Below are 15,816 nucleotides of genomic sequence, written 5' to 3' on the forward strand. Positions count from 1 at the left end.
AGGGTCGCTCAGTGATGCGTCGCGGCACCGGCCCCGCGCGGGACGCGGATGCTCTCGACCAGTTCCTGCACCTCGACCGGCGGCTCGTCCGTCAGGCTCGACACCAGATAGGCCGCGCCGAAGTTCAGAAGCGCGCCGATCGTCCCGAAGGACAGGGGCGAGATGCCGAAGAGCCAGTTATCGGCCGTGTTCGGCAGCATGTTGGTGCCCGGGATGAAGAACCAGCCCAGATAGGTGAAGATGTAGAGCAGCGTCGCCGCAAGCCCCACGACCATCCCCGTGATCGCCCCCGCGCTGTTCACCCGCTTGGAGAAGATCCCCATCATCAGCACCGGGAAGAGCGTCGCCGCCGCAAGCCCGAAGGCCAGCGCCACCACCTGCGCCGCAAAGCCCGGCGGGTTGAGACCCAGATAGGTCGCGACGACGATGGCACCCGCCATCGAGATCCGCGCCGCCAACAGCTCGCCCCGTTCCGAGATCTGCGGGTTCAGGTAGCTCTTGATCAGGTCGTGGCTGACCGCCGACGAGATCGCAAGCAAGAGCCCCGCCGCCGTCGACAGCGCCGCAGCCAGACCCCCCGCCGCGATCAGCGCGACCACCCAGCCCGGAAGCTGCGCGATCTCGGGGTTCGCAAGCACGAGGATGTCGTTGTTGATGGTCAGTTCCGACCCGGCCCAGCCGCGCTCTTCCGCCGTTGCGGCGAAGGTCGCGCTCGCATCGTTGTAAAGCTGGATGCGGCCGTCATTGTTGCGGTCGGTAAAGACCAGAAGGCCGGTCTGTTCCCAGGTCCGCATCCAGTCGGGACGGGCCTCATACTCGATCGGCTGTTCCGACGCGCCGTCGGGGTAGATCGTCGTCATGATGTTCAGCCGCGCCATCGCCCCCACGGCCGGGGCCGTCAGGTAAAGCAGCGCGATGAAGACCAGCGCCCAGCCCGCAGACCAGCGCGCGTCCGACACCTTGGGCACGGTGAAGAAGCGGATGATGACATGCGGCAGACCCGCGGTGCCGATCATCAGCGAGATCGTGAACAGAACCATGTTCAGCATCGAGCTGTGCAGGCCGGTATAGTCGGTAAAGCCCAGATCGACCAGAACCTGGTCCAGACGCGCCAGAAGCGGCATCCCCGATTCCGTGTGGGTCGAGAAGAGCCCCAGCGGCGGCAGCGGATTGCCCGTCAGTTGCAGCGAGATGAAGACCGCGGGGATCGTGTAGGCCACGATCAGCACGCAATACTGCGCCACCTGCGTATAGGTGATGCCCTTCATGCCGCCCAGAACCGCATAGACGAACACAACCGCCGACGCGATGAAGAGACCGGTGGACACGTCCACCTCGAGAAAGCGCGAAAAGGCCACGCCCGCGCCCGTCATCTGCCCGATCACATAGGTGACCGAAATGATGATGAGGCACAGCACCGCCACCAGACGCGCGGTCTGGCTGTAGAACCGGTCGCCGATGAACTGCGGCACGGTGAACTTGCCGAACTTGCGCAGATAGGGCGCCAGCAACAGCGCAAGCAGCACATAGCCGCCCGTCCAGCCCATCAGGTAGCTGGAGTTCACATAGCCCGCAAAGGCCACGAGACCCGCCATCGAGATGAACGAGGCCGCCGACATCCAGTCTGCCGCCGTGGCCATCCCGTTCAGAACCGGGTGCACGCCCTGGTTCGCGGCATAGAATTCCGCGGTCGAACCCGCCCGGGCCCAGATCGCGATGCCGACGTAAAGCGCGAAGGACGCGCCCACGACCAGCAGGTTGAGGGTATACTGATCCATCGCCGCCCCCTTACTGCTCGTCCACGCCGTGTTCGGCGTCGAGTTTGTTCATGTAGCGCGCATAGTTGAAGATCAGCGCGATGAAGACGAGGATCGAGCCCTGCTGTGCAAACCAGAACCCGAGGTCGGTGCCCCCGATCGGTATGAACGACAGAAGCGGCCGCAGCACGATGCCGAAGCCGATCGAGCAAAGCGCCCAGATCACGAGGCTGATAAGAATGATGCGTTTGTTCGCATCCCAATAGGCTGTGGACTGTGTTCGGTCCGCCATTGACGTCACTCCCTGTTTGTCCCTCCGTTCCGCGACCCCGGACGGGGCTGCGGCCTCCCTTGCCCCGCCCCCGCCCGCCGGTCTGCGGGGGGGGCGGCGCCCTTTCAGGCCGATACGCGGCTTACGATGTCAGCAAGGTCCGCGCCGATCTCGTCGATGGTTCCCATCGCGTCGATCCGCTGCAACACCCCCCTGCCTTCGTAATACGCGATCAGCGGGGCCGTCTGCGCGTGGTAGGCGGCAAGCCGCGCCCCCGCCGTTTCGGCCGTGTCGTCGGCGCGGCGCCTGAACGCCGTGCCGCCGCATCTGTCGCAGACCCCGGCACGGGCCGGGACCTTGAAACTGTCGTGATACCCCTCGCCGCAACCGGCGCAGGTATAGCGGCCGGCGACGCGGGCAATCATCGCCTCATCGTCCACCACCAGCGCGATCGCCGCCGTTACCTCCTGCCCCGCCTCGCACAAAAGATCGTCGAGCGCGGCCGCCTGCACATCGGTGCGCGGGAAACCGTCAAGGATCACGCCGCGCGCCACATCGGGCGCGGCCATCCGGTCGCGCAGGATGGCAAGGACGATCTCGTCGGACACGAGGCCGCCCGCCTCCATCACCGCCTTGGCGGCGCGGCCCGCCTCGGTGCCTTGGGCCACCGCCGCGCGCAACAGATCGCCGGTCGAAAGCTGCACCAGCCCGAAACGTTCCTCCAGCATCCGGGCCTGCGTGCCCTTGCCGGCCCCGGGCGGGCCCAGCAGGATCAGGACGGCGGGTCTGGTGGCCGGGCGGGCGGCGACGGTTGCCGTTGTCATGCCGCTCATGCCCGGTTCATGCGGTTTTCGATCAGGTCATCGACCACCGACGGATCGGCCAGCGTCGAGGTATCGCCAAGCGCGCCATAGTCGTTCTCGGCGATCTTGCGCAGGATGCGGCGCATGATCTTGCCCGACCGGGTCTTGGGCAGGCCCGGCGCCCACTGGATCAGGTCCGGCTTGGCGATGGGGCCGATCTCGGTCCGGACCCAGGCCTCCAGCTCCTTGCGGAGCGCCTCGGTCGCCTCGACACCGTTCATCAGCGTGACATAGGCATAGATGCCCTGCCCCTTGATGTCATGGGGATAGCCGACGACCGCGGCCTCGGCCACCTGCGGATGCGCGACCAGCGCGGACTCGATCTCGGCGGTGCCCATCCGGTGCCCCGAGACGTTGAGCACGTCATCGACCCGGCCGGTGATCCAGTAATAGCCGTCCGCATCGCGGCGGCAGCCGTCGCCGGTAAAGTAGTAGCCCTTGTATTGCTGGAAATACGTCTCCTCGAACCGGCCATGATCGCCCCAGACCGTGCGCATCTGGCCGGGCCAGCTGTCGCCGATGCAAAGAACGCCCTCGGCCTCGGTCGCCTCGATCACCTTGCCGCTTTCGGGTTCCAGCACGACGGGGCGCACGCCAAAGAAAGGCTTGGTCGCGGACCCCGGCTTGGTCGGGATCGCGCCGGGCAGGGGCGTGATCAGATGGCCGCCGGTTTCCGTCTGCCACCAGGTGTCCACGATGGGGCAACGCCCCTTGCCCACCACCTCGTTATACCAGTTCCAGGCCTCGGGGTTGATCGGCTCGCCGACCGTGCCGAGCAGGCGCAGGCTCGACAGGTCGTGCTTTTCGACAAAGCCGTTGCCCTGCCCCATCAGCGCCCGGATCGCGGTCGGCGCGGTGTAGAACTGCGTCACCTTGTGCTTTTCGCAGACCGCCCAGAACCGGCCCGCATCGGGCCATGTCGGCACGCCCTCGAACATCAGCGTGGTGGCGCCGTTCGCCAGCGGCCCATAGACGATATAGCTGTGGCCGGTGACCCAGCCCACATCGGCCGTGCACCAGAAGATGTCGCCGTCGTGATAATCGAAGGTGTATTGATGCGTCATCGCCGCATAGGCGAGATACCCGCCCGAACTGTGCACGACGCCCTTGGGCTTGCCGGTCGAACCCGAGGTGTAAAGGATGAACAGCGGGTCCTCTGCACCCACCTCCTCGGCCGGGCAGTCGGGGGCGGCGTGATCCATCAGCGCCAGCACATCGACATCGCGCCCCTCGACCCAGGTGGTCTGGTCGCCCGTATGCTTGACGACAAGGCAGCGCACCCGGTCCGAACAATGCAGAAGCGCCGCATCGGCATTGGCCTTGAGCGCGGTGCGCCGCCCCCCCCGGGGCGCGGTATCGGCGGTGATCACCACCTTGGCGCCGCAATCGTTGATCCGGTTCGCGAGCGCGTCGGGCGAAAAGCCGGCAAAGACGATGGAATGGATCGCCCCGATCCGGGCGCAGGCCAGCATCGCATAGGCCGCCTCGGGAATCATCGGCAGGTAGATCACCACGCGGTCGCCCTTGGTCACGCCCTGGCTGCGCAGCACGTTCGCCATGCGGCAGACCTTTTCGTGCAGCTCGGCATAGGTGATGTGGCGCGCCGGGGCATTTGGGTCGTCAGGCTCGAAGATGATCGCCGTCTGGTTGCCGCGCGTCTCAAGATGCCGGTCCACGCAGTTCTGCGCGACGTTCAGCGTGCCGTCCTCGAACCACTTGATGCTGACCTGCCCGAAGGTGAAATCGGCATTGCGGACTTTGGAGAACGGCTTGATCCAGTCAAGCCTGCGCCCATGCTCGGCCCAGAAGGCGTCCGGATCCTCGACCGATGCGCGGTACATCTCTTCATAGCGCGCGGCGTCGATATGGGCGTTCTTGATGAATTCCTGTGGCGCCGTATGCAGCGCGGCCGCCGCGGACTGAACCTCTGCGTTCATGACCTCTCCTCCGTGATCGGCGCGACGATCCGGGCCCACCCGATCCGTCACGCGCAGCCGACGATTGCTGCCGGCCCTCCATCCCGAGGGTCACTGTAACGCATCCGTCAAAAAATGCGTAACTCTTTTTGAAGATGCGGTTTTTCTGTAAATTTATTCACGCAAAGAGGTCGATGTATTGTAAATTATTGACCCGCGCCCTACACGAAAGCGTGATAATTGAAGGACTTGGGTGTTTACGCCCACCGGGCCAAGGGCCTGCAGCAGGCGCCGTCAGCCGCCCCTTGCCCCTCGCGCCTCGGCCAGCGCCACATCGACCGAGTCGCGGAATTCCAGATGCACGCCCTCTTCCCCCGCGCCATGCCCCTCCAGCAGATGCCGGATCCCGGGCGCGACGGCGGTCAGGTAAAGCGTCTGTCCGGGCCGCGACATCCGCCGCGCCAGCATCCGGATTGCCCGCGCGCCGCTGCTGTCGAGCATCGGCACCTCGCTGAAGTCGACGATAAAGACACGCGGGCGCGCCGCGATCCGGTCCAGCACGCTGCCCGCCGTGGCCGCCGCCCCGAAAAAGAACGGCCCCCGGATACGGTAGACGGCGACATCCTCGCCCAGCCCCGCCAGCGCGGGCCCGTCCTCATCGCTCTCGACCCGGGCGACGGTGGACATGCGATGGATGAACAAAAGCCCCGAAAGCGCGAAGCCCACCACGATCCCCTCGGTCAGGTCGCGGAACACGACCAGCAGGAACGTGACCAGAACCACCGCCGCATCGCCCGAGGAACTGCGCAGAAGGCCCCAGAACTCCTCTTTCTCGGCCATGTTCCAGGCCACGACCGCCAGAACGCCCGCCAGCGCCGCCAGCGGCACGAACCCCGCCAGCGGCGCCGCGACCAGCATGAACCCCAGCAGGATAAGCGCGTGCAGCATCCCCGAGACCGGCCCCCGGCTGCCCGCCCGCACATTGGTCGCCGTCCGCGCGATGGTCCCCGTCACGCAGAACCCGCCAAAGAGCGCCGAACCCATATTGGCCACCCCCTGCGCCACCAGCTCCATGTTCGACCGGTGCTGCCGCCCGGACATCCCGTCGGCCACCACCGCCGACAAGAGCGATTCGATGGCCCCCAGCAGCGTGAAGCTGACCGCCCAGGGCAGCGCCGCCAGCAGCGCGGCCCCCCCGATTTCCGGCAAGGCAGGGGCGGGCAGCACCCGGGGCAGCGCGCCGAACCGCGACCCGATCGTCTCGACCGGCAGACCCAGCGCGGCCGTCGCAACCGCCGCCGCCACCACCGCAAGCAACATCCCCGGCCAGCCGGGCCGCAGCCGCTTGACGCCCCAGATCACCAGCACCGTGCCCCCCGCCAGTGCGACCGCCTGCGGGCTGATCGTGGCCCGCGCGGCCCATAGCGCCTGCAGCTTGGGCCAGATTTCGGCCGGTTCCCCGGCCAGGGTCATGCCCAGCCCCTCGCCGATCTGGCTGGCAAGGATGATGACCGCGATCCCCGCCGTGAACCCCACCGTGACCGGGTAGGGGATGAACTTGATATAGCTGCCCAGCCGGAACGCCCCCACCGCCACCAGCATCAGCCCGGACAAAAAGGTGGCGAGGATCAGCCCGGAAATCCCCGTGGCCGCGACACATCCCGCGACCAGCACGATGAACGCCCCCGCCGGCCCGCCGATCTGGAACCGGCTTCCGCCCAGCGCCGAGACAAGGAACCCGCCCACGATCGCCGTGTAAAGCCCCCGTTCCGGCCCCACCCCGGATGCGATGGCAATGGCCATCGACAAGGGCAGCGCGACGATGGCGACGGTCATTCCCACCACGAGATCGGCGCGCAGATCGGCCGCGCCATACCCCTCTCGCAGGACGGTCAGCAGCTTTGGTGTGAATTCCTGCGACCGGGGTGGGGAAAGCGGAGCGACGCGCATGATGACCTGCCATCTGGGTTGGGCACAGCCTGCGCGGGCGCCCTGCCGCGTGTCAATCCTCTGGCGCGGCTTGCTTTCCGGCGGCGGTCGCGCCGCCCCACAGGGGCGCCTAATAAGGAATCCCGGAGGGGCGCAAAGAAAGGAACCCACAGGGGCGCATAAACGGAGTCCCGGAGGGGCGCGCGAGCAAAGGAGTCCGCAGGGGCACCGGTGACCCAGCACCGCTCCGCCGGATGGGGCGCGCCCCTTTGCGCGCGCCCCTCCCTCTCCGCGTCAGTTCGGGTTGTCCACCCGCACCGTCACCTGCGCGCGGCCCCGCACCGCCTCGGGCCAGTGCAGATGCACTTGCCGCCGGCTGCTGCCCTGCTCGACCGAGGCATGGGACGCGACGCTGCGCACCACCCCGCCCGCATTCGTCAGCGGCCCCTCGGGCATCACCGCCTGCACCAGCCGCGCCCAGCCGCCAAAGGGCAGGAAGTCGCCCGCATCCACCGCCCAGGTCGTGGCGGCCGTGTTCTGGTCATGGCGGATGACCACCGGGCTTGCGGTCATCTGGGTGATCCCGTTGAACGTGTTGCCGTCAAAGGTGATGTTGCGGAACCGGCTGTAGTCGAGCGGCGCAAAGGTCGTGTCCACCCCGTCGACCCGGTCCACGGTGGCGCTGAAGGTGCGGAACGTGTTGCCGCAGCAATAGTATCCGTGCACGAAATGCCCCGGCCCATAGGGCTTGATCACCAGCCAGCGGAACCACGGCGCCACGTTCGACGCGATGAAGATGTTGCCCGTCACCGTCAGCCCGCCGAACGAGAATTGGTTGAAGAAGGCGGGGTTCGCCTCATGCTCGTTCGTCATCTCGATGGAACAGTTGTCGATGTAGTTGCCCGTCACGGTCGATTTGACATTCGCCGTGGTCAGGATCAGCCCGCCGACCCGCGTGCCGTTCTGTTCGTCGTCACCGTTGAAGAAATGGTTGCCGACGAACATGTGCCCCGTGCCCGCGCAGACCCCGAAATGCAGGAACCGTGCCGCGCGGTTGTTGCGCACCTTCACGTCATTGGCGTTGACGTTGAAGACGATGGTCTTGCGGTCGGCCACCCGCAGCGGCATCTCGTTGGAAATGAACTGGCAGCGGTCGATGAACATCCCCTGACAGCCCCGCCCCGGCGAGGTGATGGCCCGGTCGCGCGGCCGGTTGATGACGCAGTCCGACACGCGGAAGGTCAGGCCGGCGGGCGACAAGAGGATACCGCTCGCCTGCCCGTTGCACAGGAACTCGCAATTCGTGACCTCGAACGCGCTGAGCGAGCTGAACCCCGAGAAATCGAGCACATAGCGGAACCGCGTGAAGGTAAAGACCTGCGTGCCCGCGGCATCGTAAAGCGGCTGGCTCAGCGTGATGGTGCCCGTGGCGGGGTTCGTCGCCCGCACATAGACCTCGCGGCCAACGCCCCGCCCGGTGATCAGCGCGCCCACCGGCACATTGGCGATGTTCGCCACATTGCTCAGGACCAGCGGGTCGGCGGGGGCATAGCTCGCCTGCGATGTGACGGTCACAGGGTTCCAGGCGGGGCTTTCCTGAATATTGAACTGCCCGTTGGTCAGGATGCGGCGGGTCGCAAAGGTCGTGTGGTTCCCCACGGCGGCCTGCACGTCGATCGGCGCCTCCAGCTCCAGCCGCCGGCCGCAGAGGTCAAAGCTGATATGGTCGGCAAAGTTGAAGAGCGCCTGCAAACCGCGGCGCAGGCCCTCTTCCTCGGACCCGAAGGCCGCGGCATAGCTCGGCAGGTCGAAATTCCGTGTCAGGGCTAGCCGCTTGTCGGCGGGCATGGCGACCCGCCCCTCGAACCGCACCGGCGCGTTGAACGTCACATGATCGGCCAGCCGGTAGATGCCTGCGGGCACCAGCACCTGCCCGCCGGACGCCGCCGCCGCGTCGGCCGCCAGAAAGGCCGCGCGGTCATTCGCCACCCCGTCGCCCACCGCGCCAAAGTCGCGCACATCGACCCAGTCCATCATCTTGCGGGCGAAAAAGCCCGTGACATCCTCGACCTGGATATCGTCGATCCGCACCACGCCCCCATTGCCGCCCGTCAGGTCCAGCCCCAGATGGCCATAGGCCGCGCCCGTCCCCCAAGGCATGTCCACGCCGGGGCGACTTCCGCTGCCCAGAATGGCGCTGACCGTCACCACCTGCCCATAGGCCGAAAGCTGGACCGATGGCCCCACCTGCACCACGCCGGCGATATTCGCCCCCTGGGCGTTTGCCGCCCAGCCCGCGATCCGCACGGCGGGCAGCGTGCCGCTGATGGCCTTCACCCGGGCCGTGACCCGCAGATACATCCCGGGCACAAGGGGGGTCTGCCCCATATGCCGCAATCGCTGCGTGGCCTCAATCTTCTGCAATTCGAGACAGCCGCCGAAATCCTGATCGGCGGGCACATAGGCCGCGTTGGGCGCGTTCAGATAGGTCGCACTGCCCGGCGTGCCGGTCTCGCGCGACCATAGACCCAGACCCTCGGAAAACCGCGCCGGCATCAGCGCGAAGCCGTCGGTAACTGCCATGTTCATGTGAAATTCCCCTGCTTTTCCCCGGCGCGGGGGCCAGACGCACCGCCCCCGCCGCCGTTGCAAGCGGTTGGGGGGCGGCATCCTGGCCCTGATGACCGAAAGCTAGCAGCAGGGGTTTAAGAAGGCTTAACCACACCGTTCGGTGGGTGCCGCAACACCCACCGCGGGCCTCAGGCCGGGGTCTCTCCGGACAGCGCCTTCTCGATCAGCCCGATGGTCTCCCCGACCCCGTAAAGGGCGATGAACCCGCCGAACCGCGGCCCCTGGCTCGCGCCCAGCAACACCTCGTAAAGCGCGGTGAACCAGTCCCGCAGCGGCTCGAAACCGTGGTCCTTTCCGACAGCGAAAACAAGGCTTTGCAGCTCTTCGGCATCCAGCCCGCCCTGCCAGTCCTTCAGGCGTGCGACCAGATCCTCCATCGCCGCGCGTTCCTTGTCCGTCGGCGCCCGGAAGGCCCGCGTCGGCGCCGCGAAATCGCGGAAATAGCGCACCGCGAATTCGGCCGCCGCATCCAGATCGGGGTTGCCCTCGGGTGTTGCGTCGGGGGCGTAGCGGCGGATGAACCCCCATAGCCCCGCCTTGTCCCGCGCCCCCGCCACCGCCGCCAGATTGAGCAGCATGGCAAAGGACACGACCATCCGCGATTCGGGCGGATTGCCGTGATGGATGTGCCAGACCGGGTTGTTCGCCCGCCCCGCCACGTCCTGCCCCGGATAGGCCTTGAGCTGCTGGTGATATTCGTCCACCGCCCGGGGGATGACGTCGAAATACATCCGCTTGGCAGTCTTGGGCTTCTGATACATGAAATAGGCGAGGCTTTCCGGGCTGGCATAGGTCAGCCATTCGTCGATCGTCAGCCCGTTCCCCTTGGATTTGGAGATCTTCTCGCCGTTCTGATCCAGAAACAGCTCATAGGTGAAATGCTCGGGCTTGCGGCCGCCCAGTATCTCGCAGATCCGGTCATAGATCGGCGTGTTGGTGGAATGGTCCTTGCCATACATCTCGAAATCGACGTCCAGCGCCGCCCAGCGCGCGCCGAAATCGGGCTTCCACTGCAGCTTGACGTTGCCGCCGGTGACCGGCAGCGTCCATTCGCGCCCGTCCTCGTCGTCGAATGTGATGGTCGCGTCCTGCGCGTTCACCTGCTTCAGCGGCACATAAAGCACCCGCCCCGTTTCGGGATGGATCGGCAGGAAGATCGAATAGGTCTGCTGCCGCTCTTCGCGCAAGGACGCCAGCATCACCGCCATAAGTTCGTCATAACGCTCGGCAGCCCGCCGCAGCACCGTGTCGAATTGGCCCGAGCGGTAGAACTCCGTCGCGCTGATGAACTCGTACTCGAACCCGAAGGTATCGAGAAACCGCCGCAGCATCGCGTTGTTATGATGGCCAAAGCTCTCGTATTCCCCGAACGGGTCGGGGACGGATGTCAGCGGCCGCTGCAGATGTTCGCGCAGCATGTCGGGGTTCGGCACGTTTTCGGGGACCTTGCGCATCCCGTCCAGATCGTCCGAAAAACAGATCAGCCGCGTCGGGATGTCGCTGATCGCCTCAAAGGCGCGGCGGACCATCGTCGTGCGGGCGACCTCGCCAAAGGTGCCGATATGCGGCAGCCCGGACGGGCCATAGCCGGTCTCGAACAGGACGTAACCCTTTTCGGGCGGCGCCTTTTCATAGCGTTTGAGCAGCCGGCGCGCTTCCTCAAAAGGCCAGGCTTTCGAATTCATCGCGGCATCGCGCAGGTCCGACATGTCTCAAACTTCCCGCTGGACCGGGGCCCCATGCCCCGGCAAGGCCCCGTCTCCCTATTGCCCGCGCCCCGCGCCGTCAATAATCTGGGCCCTGTTCTATGAGGAAAGGAAGCCCCCGTGGCGAGTGACTCCCCGCTGATTTCGCCCCAGGACGCGCTGGTCGCGGTGATGATCGCCGTCTCGGTCGCGGACGAACAGCTGCGCACGGTCGAATTGCAGACCATCCAGCGGATCGTGAAACACCTGCCCGTGTTCGAGGGCTATGACAGCGACCGCCCCCGTCAGGTCTGGCAGACCGTGATGGACATCTTCGACGACGAGGACGGGCTCGATGCGCTCTTCGGGATCATCCGCGACGCGCTGCCGGACCGGCTTTATGAGACCGCCTATGCGCTCGCTTGCGATGTCGCCGCCGCCGACGGCACGCTGCGCGAGGCCGAACTTCGCCTGCTGGAGGAAATCCGGTATGAGCTGAACATCGACCGGCTCCACGCCGCGGCGATCGAAAGGGGTGCCCGCGCGCGCCACTTGCGCGCGTGAACTAAAGGATCTGCGCGCCACTTGCGCGCGTAAACTAAAAGGGCTCCGCGCCGCTTGCGCGCGTGAAGCAAAGGCCCGCGCGCCATCTGCGCGCGCAGGCCGACACCCAGCCGCAGACGGGTCAATCCCTTGAAAAATCAGGCATACACCGCCGCCCAGCGCTCCAGCAACTGCTGTTGCAGGCGCCGGGCGCGGGCGGTCCATTCGCGCCCGCCGGGCGGGTTGTCGCGCGCCGCAGGCCCCAGCGCATCCCGGCGCGCCGTATCGGCGGCAAAGATCGCAAAGACCATCTCGCGCCCGTTCGGCGCCGTCACATAGCCCGAAAGCGCGCTCGCGAAGTTGAGCGTTCCGGTCTTGGCATCCACCTTGAGCGGATGGTTGCGCAACTCATTTCCTGCCGCGTCCCGCATCGCATGGCGGCGCAGGATCGGGCGCAGCGCCCCGCCGGAGCCCGCCAAGCCGGACCCCGCCCCCCCTGACCCCGCCAGCGTCAGCGCCCGCACCATGTCGAGCGCGGTGATCCGGCTGCTGTCCGCGAGCCCCGAATGATCGGCAAAGCGCGGGCCCGCCAGCCCATAGCGCGCCTGCGCCCAGTCCGACATCGCCCGCCCCGAGGCCGAAAGGCTGCTCACCCCCATCCCGCGCGCCAGCGAGGCCGTCAGGCCCACCGTCTCGGCGGTCAGGTTGGTGGACCAGCGCAGCATGTCGCGCAGCACGGTCTGCAGATCGTCGCTCTGACGCTGGACCAGCACCGCGCCCTGCGGCGGCGAATTGGCCAGTTCCGCGGGCGGCAGGCGCAGCCCCTGCGCGGCGGCAAGGGTGTGGAACACCTCGGCCGCATAAAGCGCCGGCCGCCGCACCGGCAGCAGGCGGCTGCCGGAATTGCCCAGCGCGCCGCTGGCGACCGTCCAGTCCTCATAGGCGCCGTTCGCGGCAAAGGTGAATGTCGGCGTCTGCCGGTCCACCACCTGCATCCGTGTCAGCGCGACCGGCGCATTGACCCGGTCCGCCCGCGCCTCCAGGCTGAGCCGATAGCCCCCCTGCCCGCGTTGCCAGCCGAAATAAACCTGATTGTAGTTGAGGTTGAGCCCCGAGATCGCCGGGTTGTAGCCCGCGTGATCGGGCTGCGCCGGGTCGATCGCCGCAATCGCCGGCAGCGCGCCGCCAAAGACCCGGAACCGGCCCGCCACGCCCGTAACCCCCTGCTGGCGCAGCGCCGCCGCCATTTCCGCCAGATGATCGGTCGAAAGCGTCGGGTCGCCCCCGCCCACCAGCACGAGATCGCCGGCGATCACGCCCCCCTGCACCGGCCCCGTGGCGACCAGCCCGGTCGAAAACCGGAATCCCGGCCCCAGCGCGTCGAGCGCATAAAGCGCCGTCACCGCCTTGGCGACGCTGGCCGGGGGCTGCGGCTGGTCGGCGCCCATGCCTTCCAGCAACTGGCCCGTGCGCGCATCGACCACGGCGAACGTGACCCGCCCGCCCAGCCGCGCGGCCTCGACCAGCGCCTCGGCCGCCGGGACGGCGCGCGTGACGGTTGCGCCCCCTGTCGCGCCCCCAGTCGCGCCCCCTGTGGCACCCCCCGTCGCGCCCCCGCGTGCAACCGGGCGGGGCGATGACGCCGGCGCCCCCGCCAGAACGGGCGTCGCCGCCGCCGAAATAAGCCCGCCCAGAAACAGCCGGCGCGAAAAACGAGGATCGTGGTTCATGGCGAAACCTTAGCCGAAGGACGCGCACCCTCCAACAGCGGCGTGGCAGGCGCGCCCCCGCCCCGCGCCCGCAACTCGGTCGAGGAGATCCCGACCAGCGGCACAGTCAGATAGCACCAGCGGGGTGCCCCCCGCCGCGCCAGCAGGGGCGCCGCCGCAGCCGGCAGGCGCCAGCGCGCCGCGAACCGCGCCGCGGGCGAGCCGAGCGCCGCCATCGCATTGCCGGGCCGCGCGATCACCCCCACAGGCACCTGCCCCATGATCCAGCGCCAGCGGTCCCAGCGGTGAAACGACGCAAGGTTGTCGGCCCCCATCAGCCAGACGAACCGCACCCCGGGATAAAGCGGCATCAGCCGCGCCAGCATCGCCGCCGTATGCCGCGTGCCGAGCCGCGCCTCGATATCGGTGATCTCGACCCTCGGGTGGCGCATCAGCGCCCGCGCCCCGGCCATCCGCTGCGCGAGCGGCGCCGGCCCCCTCGCCTTGAGCGGATTGCCCGGGCTGACCAGCCACCAGACCCGATCGAGGTCAAAGCGCCGCAGCGCCTCCTCGGTCAGGTGGACATGCCCGGGATGGGCCGGATCGAACGACCCGCCCAGCAATCCCACCGTCATTCCGGCCGAAGCCGGGGGAAAACCCCGCATCGCGCCCCCTTTTGCGCCAGACCGGTTTGCGCCGGCCGCCTTTTGCGCCGGACCACTTTGCGCCGACCGGGGCGAAGGCTAATCACCCTGCGATTGCCCTTGTCCAGCATAAACGATACATGACGGGCCAAGAAATCAGACAGATCAATCAGACAGCTTTCAGACAGCGCGACCCGCAAGGAGTTACGAAATGGCCTCTTACCAGTATGTCTATCACATGGACGGGGTGTCCAAGACCTATCCGGGCGGCAAGAAGACCTTCGAAAACATCCGCCTCTCGTTCCTGCCCGGCGTCAAGATCGGCGTCGTGGGCGTCAACGGCGCCGGTAAATCGACGCTGCTGCGCATCATGGCCGGCATCGACAAGGATTTCTCGGGCGAGGCCTGGGCCGCCAAGGGCGCCCGCGTGGGCTACCTTCCGCAGGAGCCCGAGCTTGACCCGAACCTCAACGTCCGCGGCAACGTGATGGAGGGGGTGAAGGCCAAGCAGGCCAAGCTCGATCGCTACAACGAGCTGGCGATGAACTATTCGGACGAAACCGCGGATGAAATGGCGCGCCTGCAGGACGAGATCGACGCCGAGAACCTCTGGGATCTCGACAGCCAGGTCGATGTCGCGATGGAGGCCCTGCGCTGCCCGCCTGACGATGCCGATGTGAACAGCCTTTCGGGCGGGGAAAAGCGCCGCGTCGCGCTCTGCAAGCTGCTGCTTGAGGCGCCGGACATGCTGCTCCTGGACGAACCGACCAACCACCTTGATGCCGAGACCATCGCCTGGCTGCAAAAGCACCTGATCGAATACAAGGGCACCATCCTCTGCGTGACCCACGACCGGTACTTCCTTGACGACATCACCGGCTGGATTCTCGAACTCGACCGCGGCCGGGGCATCCCGTACGAGGGCAACTATTCTGCATGGCTGGAACAGAAGGCCAAACGGCTGGAACAGGAAGCGCGCGAGGACAAGGCCAAGCAGAAAGTGCTGGAGCGCGAGCTTGAATGGATCCGCGCCGGCGCCAAGGCCCGTCAGGCCAAGCAGAAGGCCCGGATCAACGCCTATGAGGAAATGGCCAGCCAGTCCGAGCGCGAAAAGATCGGCCGCGCCCAGATCATCATCCCCAACGGCCCGCGCCTTGGTGGCAAGGTGATCGAGGTCGAGGGCATGAAAAAGGCCATGGGCGACAAGCTTCTGATCGAGAACCTCAGCTTTTCGTTGCCCCCGGGCGGCATCGTGGGCGTGATCGGCCCGAACGGCGCCGGCAAGACCACGCTCTTCCGGATGCTTACGGGGCAGGAACAGCCCGATGAGGGCACGGTCAGCTATGGCGATACCGTGCAGTTGTCATACGTCGATCAGTCGCGCGACGCGCTCGCCCCCAACAAGACCGTGTGGGAGGAAATCTCGGACGGGCTGGACGTGATCCAGCTTGGCGATGCCGAGATGAACAGCCGCGCCTATTGTTCCGCCTTCAACTTCAAGGGCGGCGACCAGCAGAAGAAGGTGGGCCTGTTGTCGGGCGGGGAACGCAACCGTGTCCACATGGCGAAACTGCTGCGGACCGGCGGCAACGTCCTGCTGCTCGACGAACCGACCAACGATCTGGACGTCGAGACGCTGCAGGCGCTGGAGGCCGCGCTGGACGATTTCGCGGGCTGCGCGGTCATCATCAGCCACGACCGCTTCTTCCTCGACCGGCTCTGCACCCATATCCTCGCCTTTGAGGGCGACGCCCATGTGGAATGGTTCGAAGGCAACTTCGAGGCCTATGAGGAAGACAAGATCCGCCGCCTTGGCCCGGATTCGGTCGAACCGAAGCGCGTGAAGTACAAGAAGTTCACCCGCTGAG

11 protein-coding genes are annotated in these 15,816 nt (G+C 66.8%); 2 read left to right on the plus strand and 9 right to left on the minus strand.

Annotated features, from left to right (window positions below; genetic code table 11):
* Positions 1-8: 8 nt before the first annotated feature.
* The 7 genes from ACFSGJ_RS04295 to ACFSGJ_RS04325 all read right to left on the minus strand — a co-directional run bounded on the left by ACFSGJ_RS04295 (position 9) and on the right by ACFSGJ_RS04325 (position 11,076).
* On the minus strand, positions 9-1,778 hold the full coding sequence (locus ACFSGJ_RS04295) for a sodium:solute symporter family protein (RefSeq protein ID WP_390259761.1): 1,770 nt from the start codon (positions 1,776-1,778) through the stop codon (positions 9-11).
* A 10-nt stretch (positions 1,779-1,788) separates the two neighbouring features.
* Positions 1,789-2,049 (minus strand): DUF4212 domain-containing protein, encoded by a 261-nt coding sequence (locus ACFSGJ_RS04300; protein WP_390259762.1) that lies wholly within the window; start codon positions 2,047-2,049, stop codon positions 1,789-1,791.
* Positions 2,050-2,153: 104 nt separating this feature from the next.
* A complete protein-coding gene (locus ACFSGJ_RS04305) occupies positions 2,154-2,861 on the minus strand; it encodes an adenylate kinase (RefSeq protein ID WP_390259763.1) in 708 nt (235 codons plus the stop codon).
* The gene (gene acs / locus ACFSGJ_RS04310) at positions 2,858-4,828 is read right to left on the minus strand and encodes an acetate--CoA ligase (RefSeq protein WP_390259764.1); all 1,971 of its coding nucleotides are present in this window, start codon (positions 4,826-4,828) and stop codon (positions 2,858-2,860) included. Before acs ends, ACFSGJ_RS04305 begins: the two co-directional genes overlap by 4 nt.
* 273 nt (positions 4,829-5,101) lie before the next feature.
* Entirely contained in the window at positions 5,102-6,757 is a 1,656-nt protein-coding gene (locus ACFSGJ_RS04315) for a SulP family inorganic anion transporter (protein WP_390259765.1), read from the minus strand.
* A 273-nt stretch (positions 6,758-7,030) separates the two neighbouring features.
* Positions 7,031-9,325, minus strand: coding sequence for a glycosyl hydrolase family 28-related protein (locus tag ACFSGJ_RS04320; protein WP_390259766.1), 2,295 nt, complete (start codon positions 9,323-9,325; stop codon positions 7,031-7,033).
* A gap of 170 nt (positions 9,326-9,495) precedes the next feature.
* Positions 9,496-11,076 (minus strand): lysine--tRNA ligase, encoded by a 1,581-nt coding sequence (locus ACFSGJ_RS04325; RefSeq protein ID WP_390259767.1) that lies wholly within the window; start codon positions 11,074-11,076, stop codon positions 9,496-9,498.
* A gap of 117 nt (positions 11,077-11,193) precedes the next feature.
* On the opposite strand from ACFSGJ_RS04325, the gene ACFSGJ_RS04330 reads away from it, so the two are divergent.
* Complete coding sequence (locus ACFSGJ_RS04330) at positions 11,194-11,616, plus strand: tellurite resistance TerB family protein (protein ID WP_390259768.1); 423 nt, start codon at positions 11,194-11,196, stop codon at positions 11,614-11,616.
* A gap of 137 nt (positions 11,617-11,753) precedes the next feature.
* Here the strand turns inward: ACFSGJ_RS04330 and dacB are convergent, their stop codons facing one another.
* Together dacB and ACFSGJ_RS04340 are read right to left on the minus strand one after the other, a co-directional pair.
* Positions 11,754-13,325: a D-alanyl-D-alanine carboxypeptidase/D-alanyl-D-alanine endopeptidase gene (gene dacB / locus ACFSGJ_RS04335; RefSeq protein WP_390259769.1), complete on the minus strand. Its 1,572-nt coding sequence runs from the start codon at positions 13,323-13,325 to the stop codon at positions 11,754-11,756.
* Positions 13,322-13,969, minus strand: coding sequence for a nicotinate-nucleotide adenylyltransferase (locus ACFSGJ_RS04340; RefSeq protein ID WP_390259770.1), 648 nt, complete (start codon positions 13,967-13,969; stop codon positions 13,322-13,324). The genes dacB and ACFSGJ_RS04340 overlap by 4 nt, the downstream gene beginning before the upstream one ends.
* A gap of 190 nt (positions 13,970-14,159) precedes the next feature.
* Here ACFSGJ_RS04340 and ettA point away from each other — a divergent pair, with 190 nt between their 5' ends.
* Complete coding sequence (gene ettA / locus ACFSGJ_RS04345) at positions 14,160-15,815, plus strand: energy-dependent translational throttle protein EttA (RefSeq protein WP_390259771.1); 1,656 nt, start codon at positions 14,160-14,162, stop codon at positions 15,813-15,815.
* The last annotated feature ends 1 nt before the right edge of the window (position 15,816 follow it).

Source organism: Halodurantibacterium flavum, from assembly GCF_042681825.1.
GTDB lineage: Bacteria > Pseudomonadota > Alphaproteobacteria > Rhodobacterales > Rhodobacteraceae > Halodurantibacterium > Halodurantibacterium flavum.

Coding starts and splice junctions, on each gene's coding strand:
- acs (WP_390259764.1), bottom strand. CDS start 4,828: ATGAACGCAGAGGTTCAGTCCGCGGCGGCCGCGCTGCATACGGCGCCA.
- ettA (WP_390259771.1), top strand. CDS start 14,160: ATGGCCTCTTACCAGTATGTCTATCACATGGACGGGGTGTCCAAGACC.
- dacB (WP_390259769.1), bottom strand. CDS start 13,325: ATGAACCACGATCCTCGTTTTTCGCGCCGGCTGTTTCTGGGCGGGCTT.
- ACFSGJ_RS04325 (WP_390259767.1), bottom strand. CDS start 11,076: ATGTCGGACCTGCGCGATGCCGCGATGAATTCGAAAGCCTGGCCTTTT.
- ACFSGJ_RS04305 (WP_390259763.1), bottom strand. CDS start 2,861: ATGAGCGGCATGACAACGGCAACCGTCGCCGCCCGCCCGGCCACCAGA.
- ACFSGJ_RS04320 (WP_390259766.1), bottom strand. CDS start 9,325: ATGAACATGGCAGTTACCGACGGCTTCGCGCTGATGCCGGCGCGGTTT.
- ACFSGJ_RS04315 (WP_390259765.1), bottom strand. CDS start 6,757: ATGCGCGTCGCTCCGCTTTCCCCACCCCGGTCGCAGGAATTCACACCA.
- ACFSGJ_RS04295 (WP_390259761.1), bottom strand. CDS start 1,778: ATGGATCAGTATACCCTCAACCTGCTGGTCGTGGGCGCGTCCTTCGCG.
- ACFSGJ_RS04300 (WP_390259762.1), bottom strand. CDS start 2,049: ATGGCGGACCGAACACAGTCCACAGCCTATTGGGATGCGAACAAACGC.
- ACFSGJ_RS04340 (WP_390259770.1), bottom strand. CDS start 13,969: ATGCGGGGTTTTCCCCCGGCTTCGGCCGGAATGACGGTGGGATTGCTG.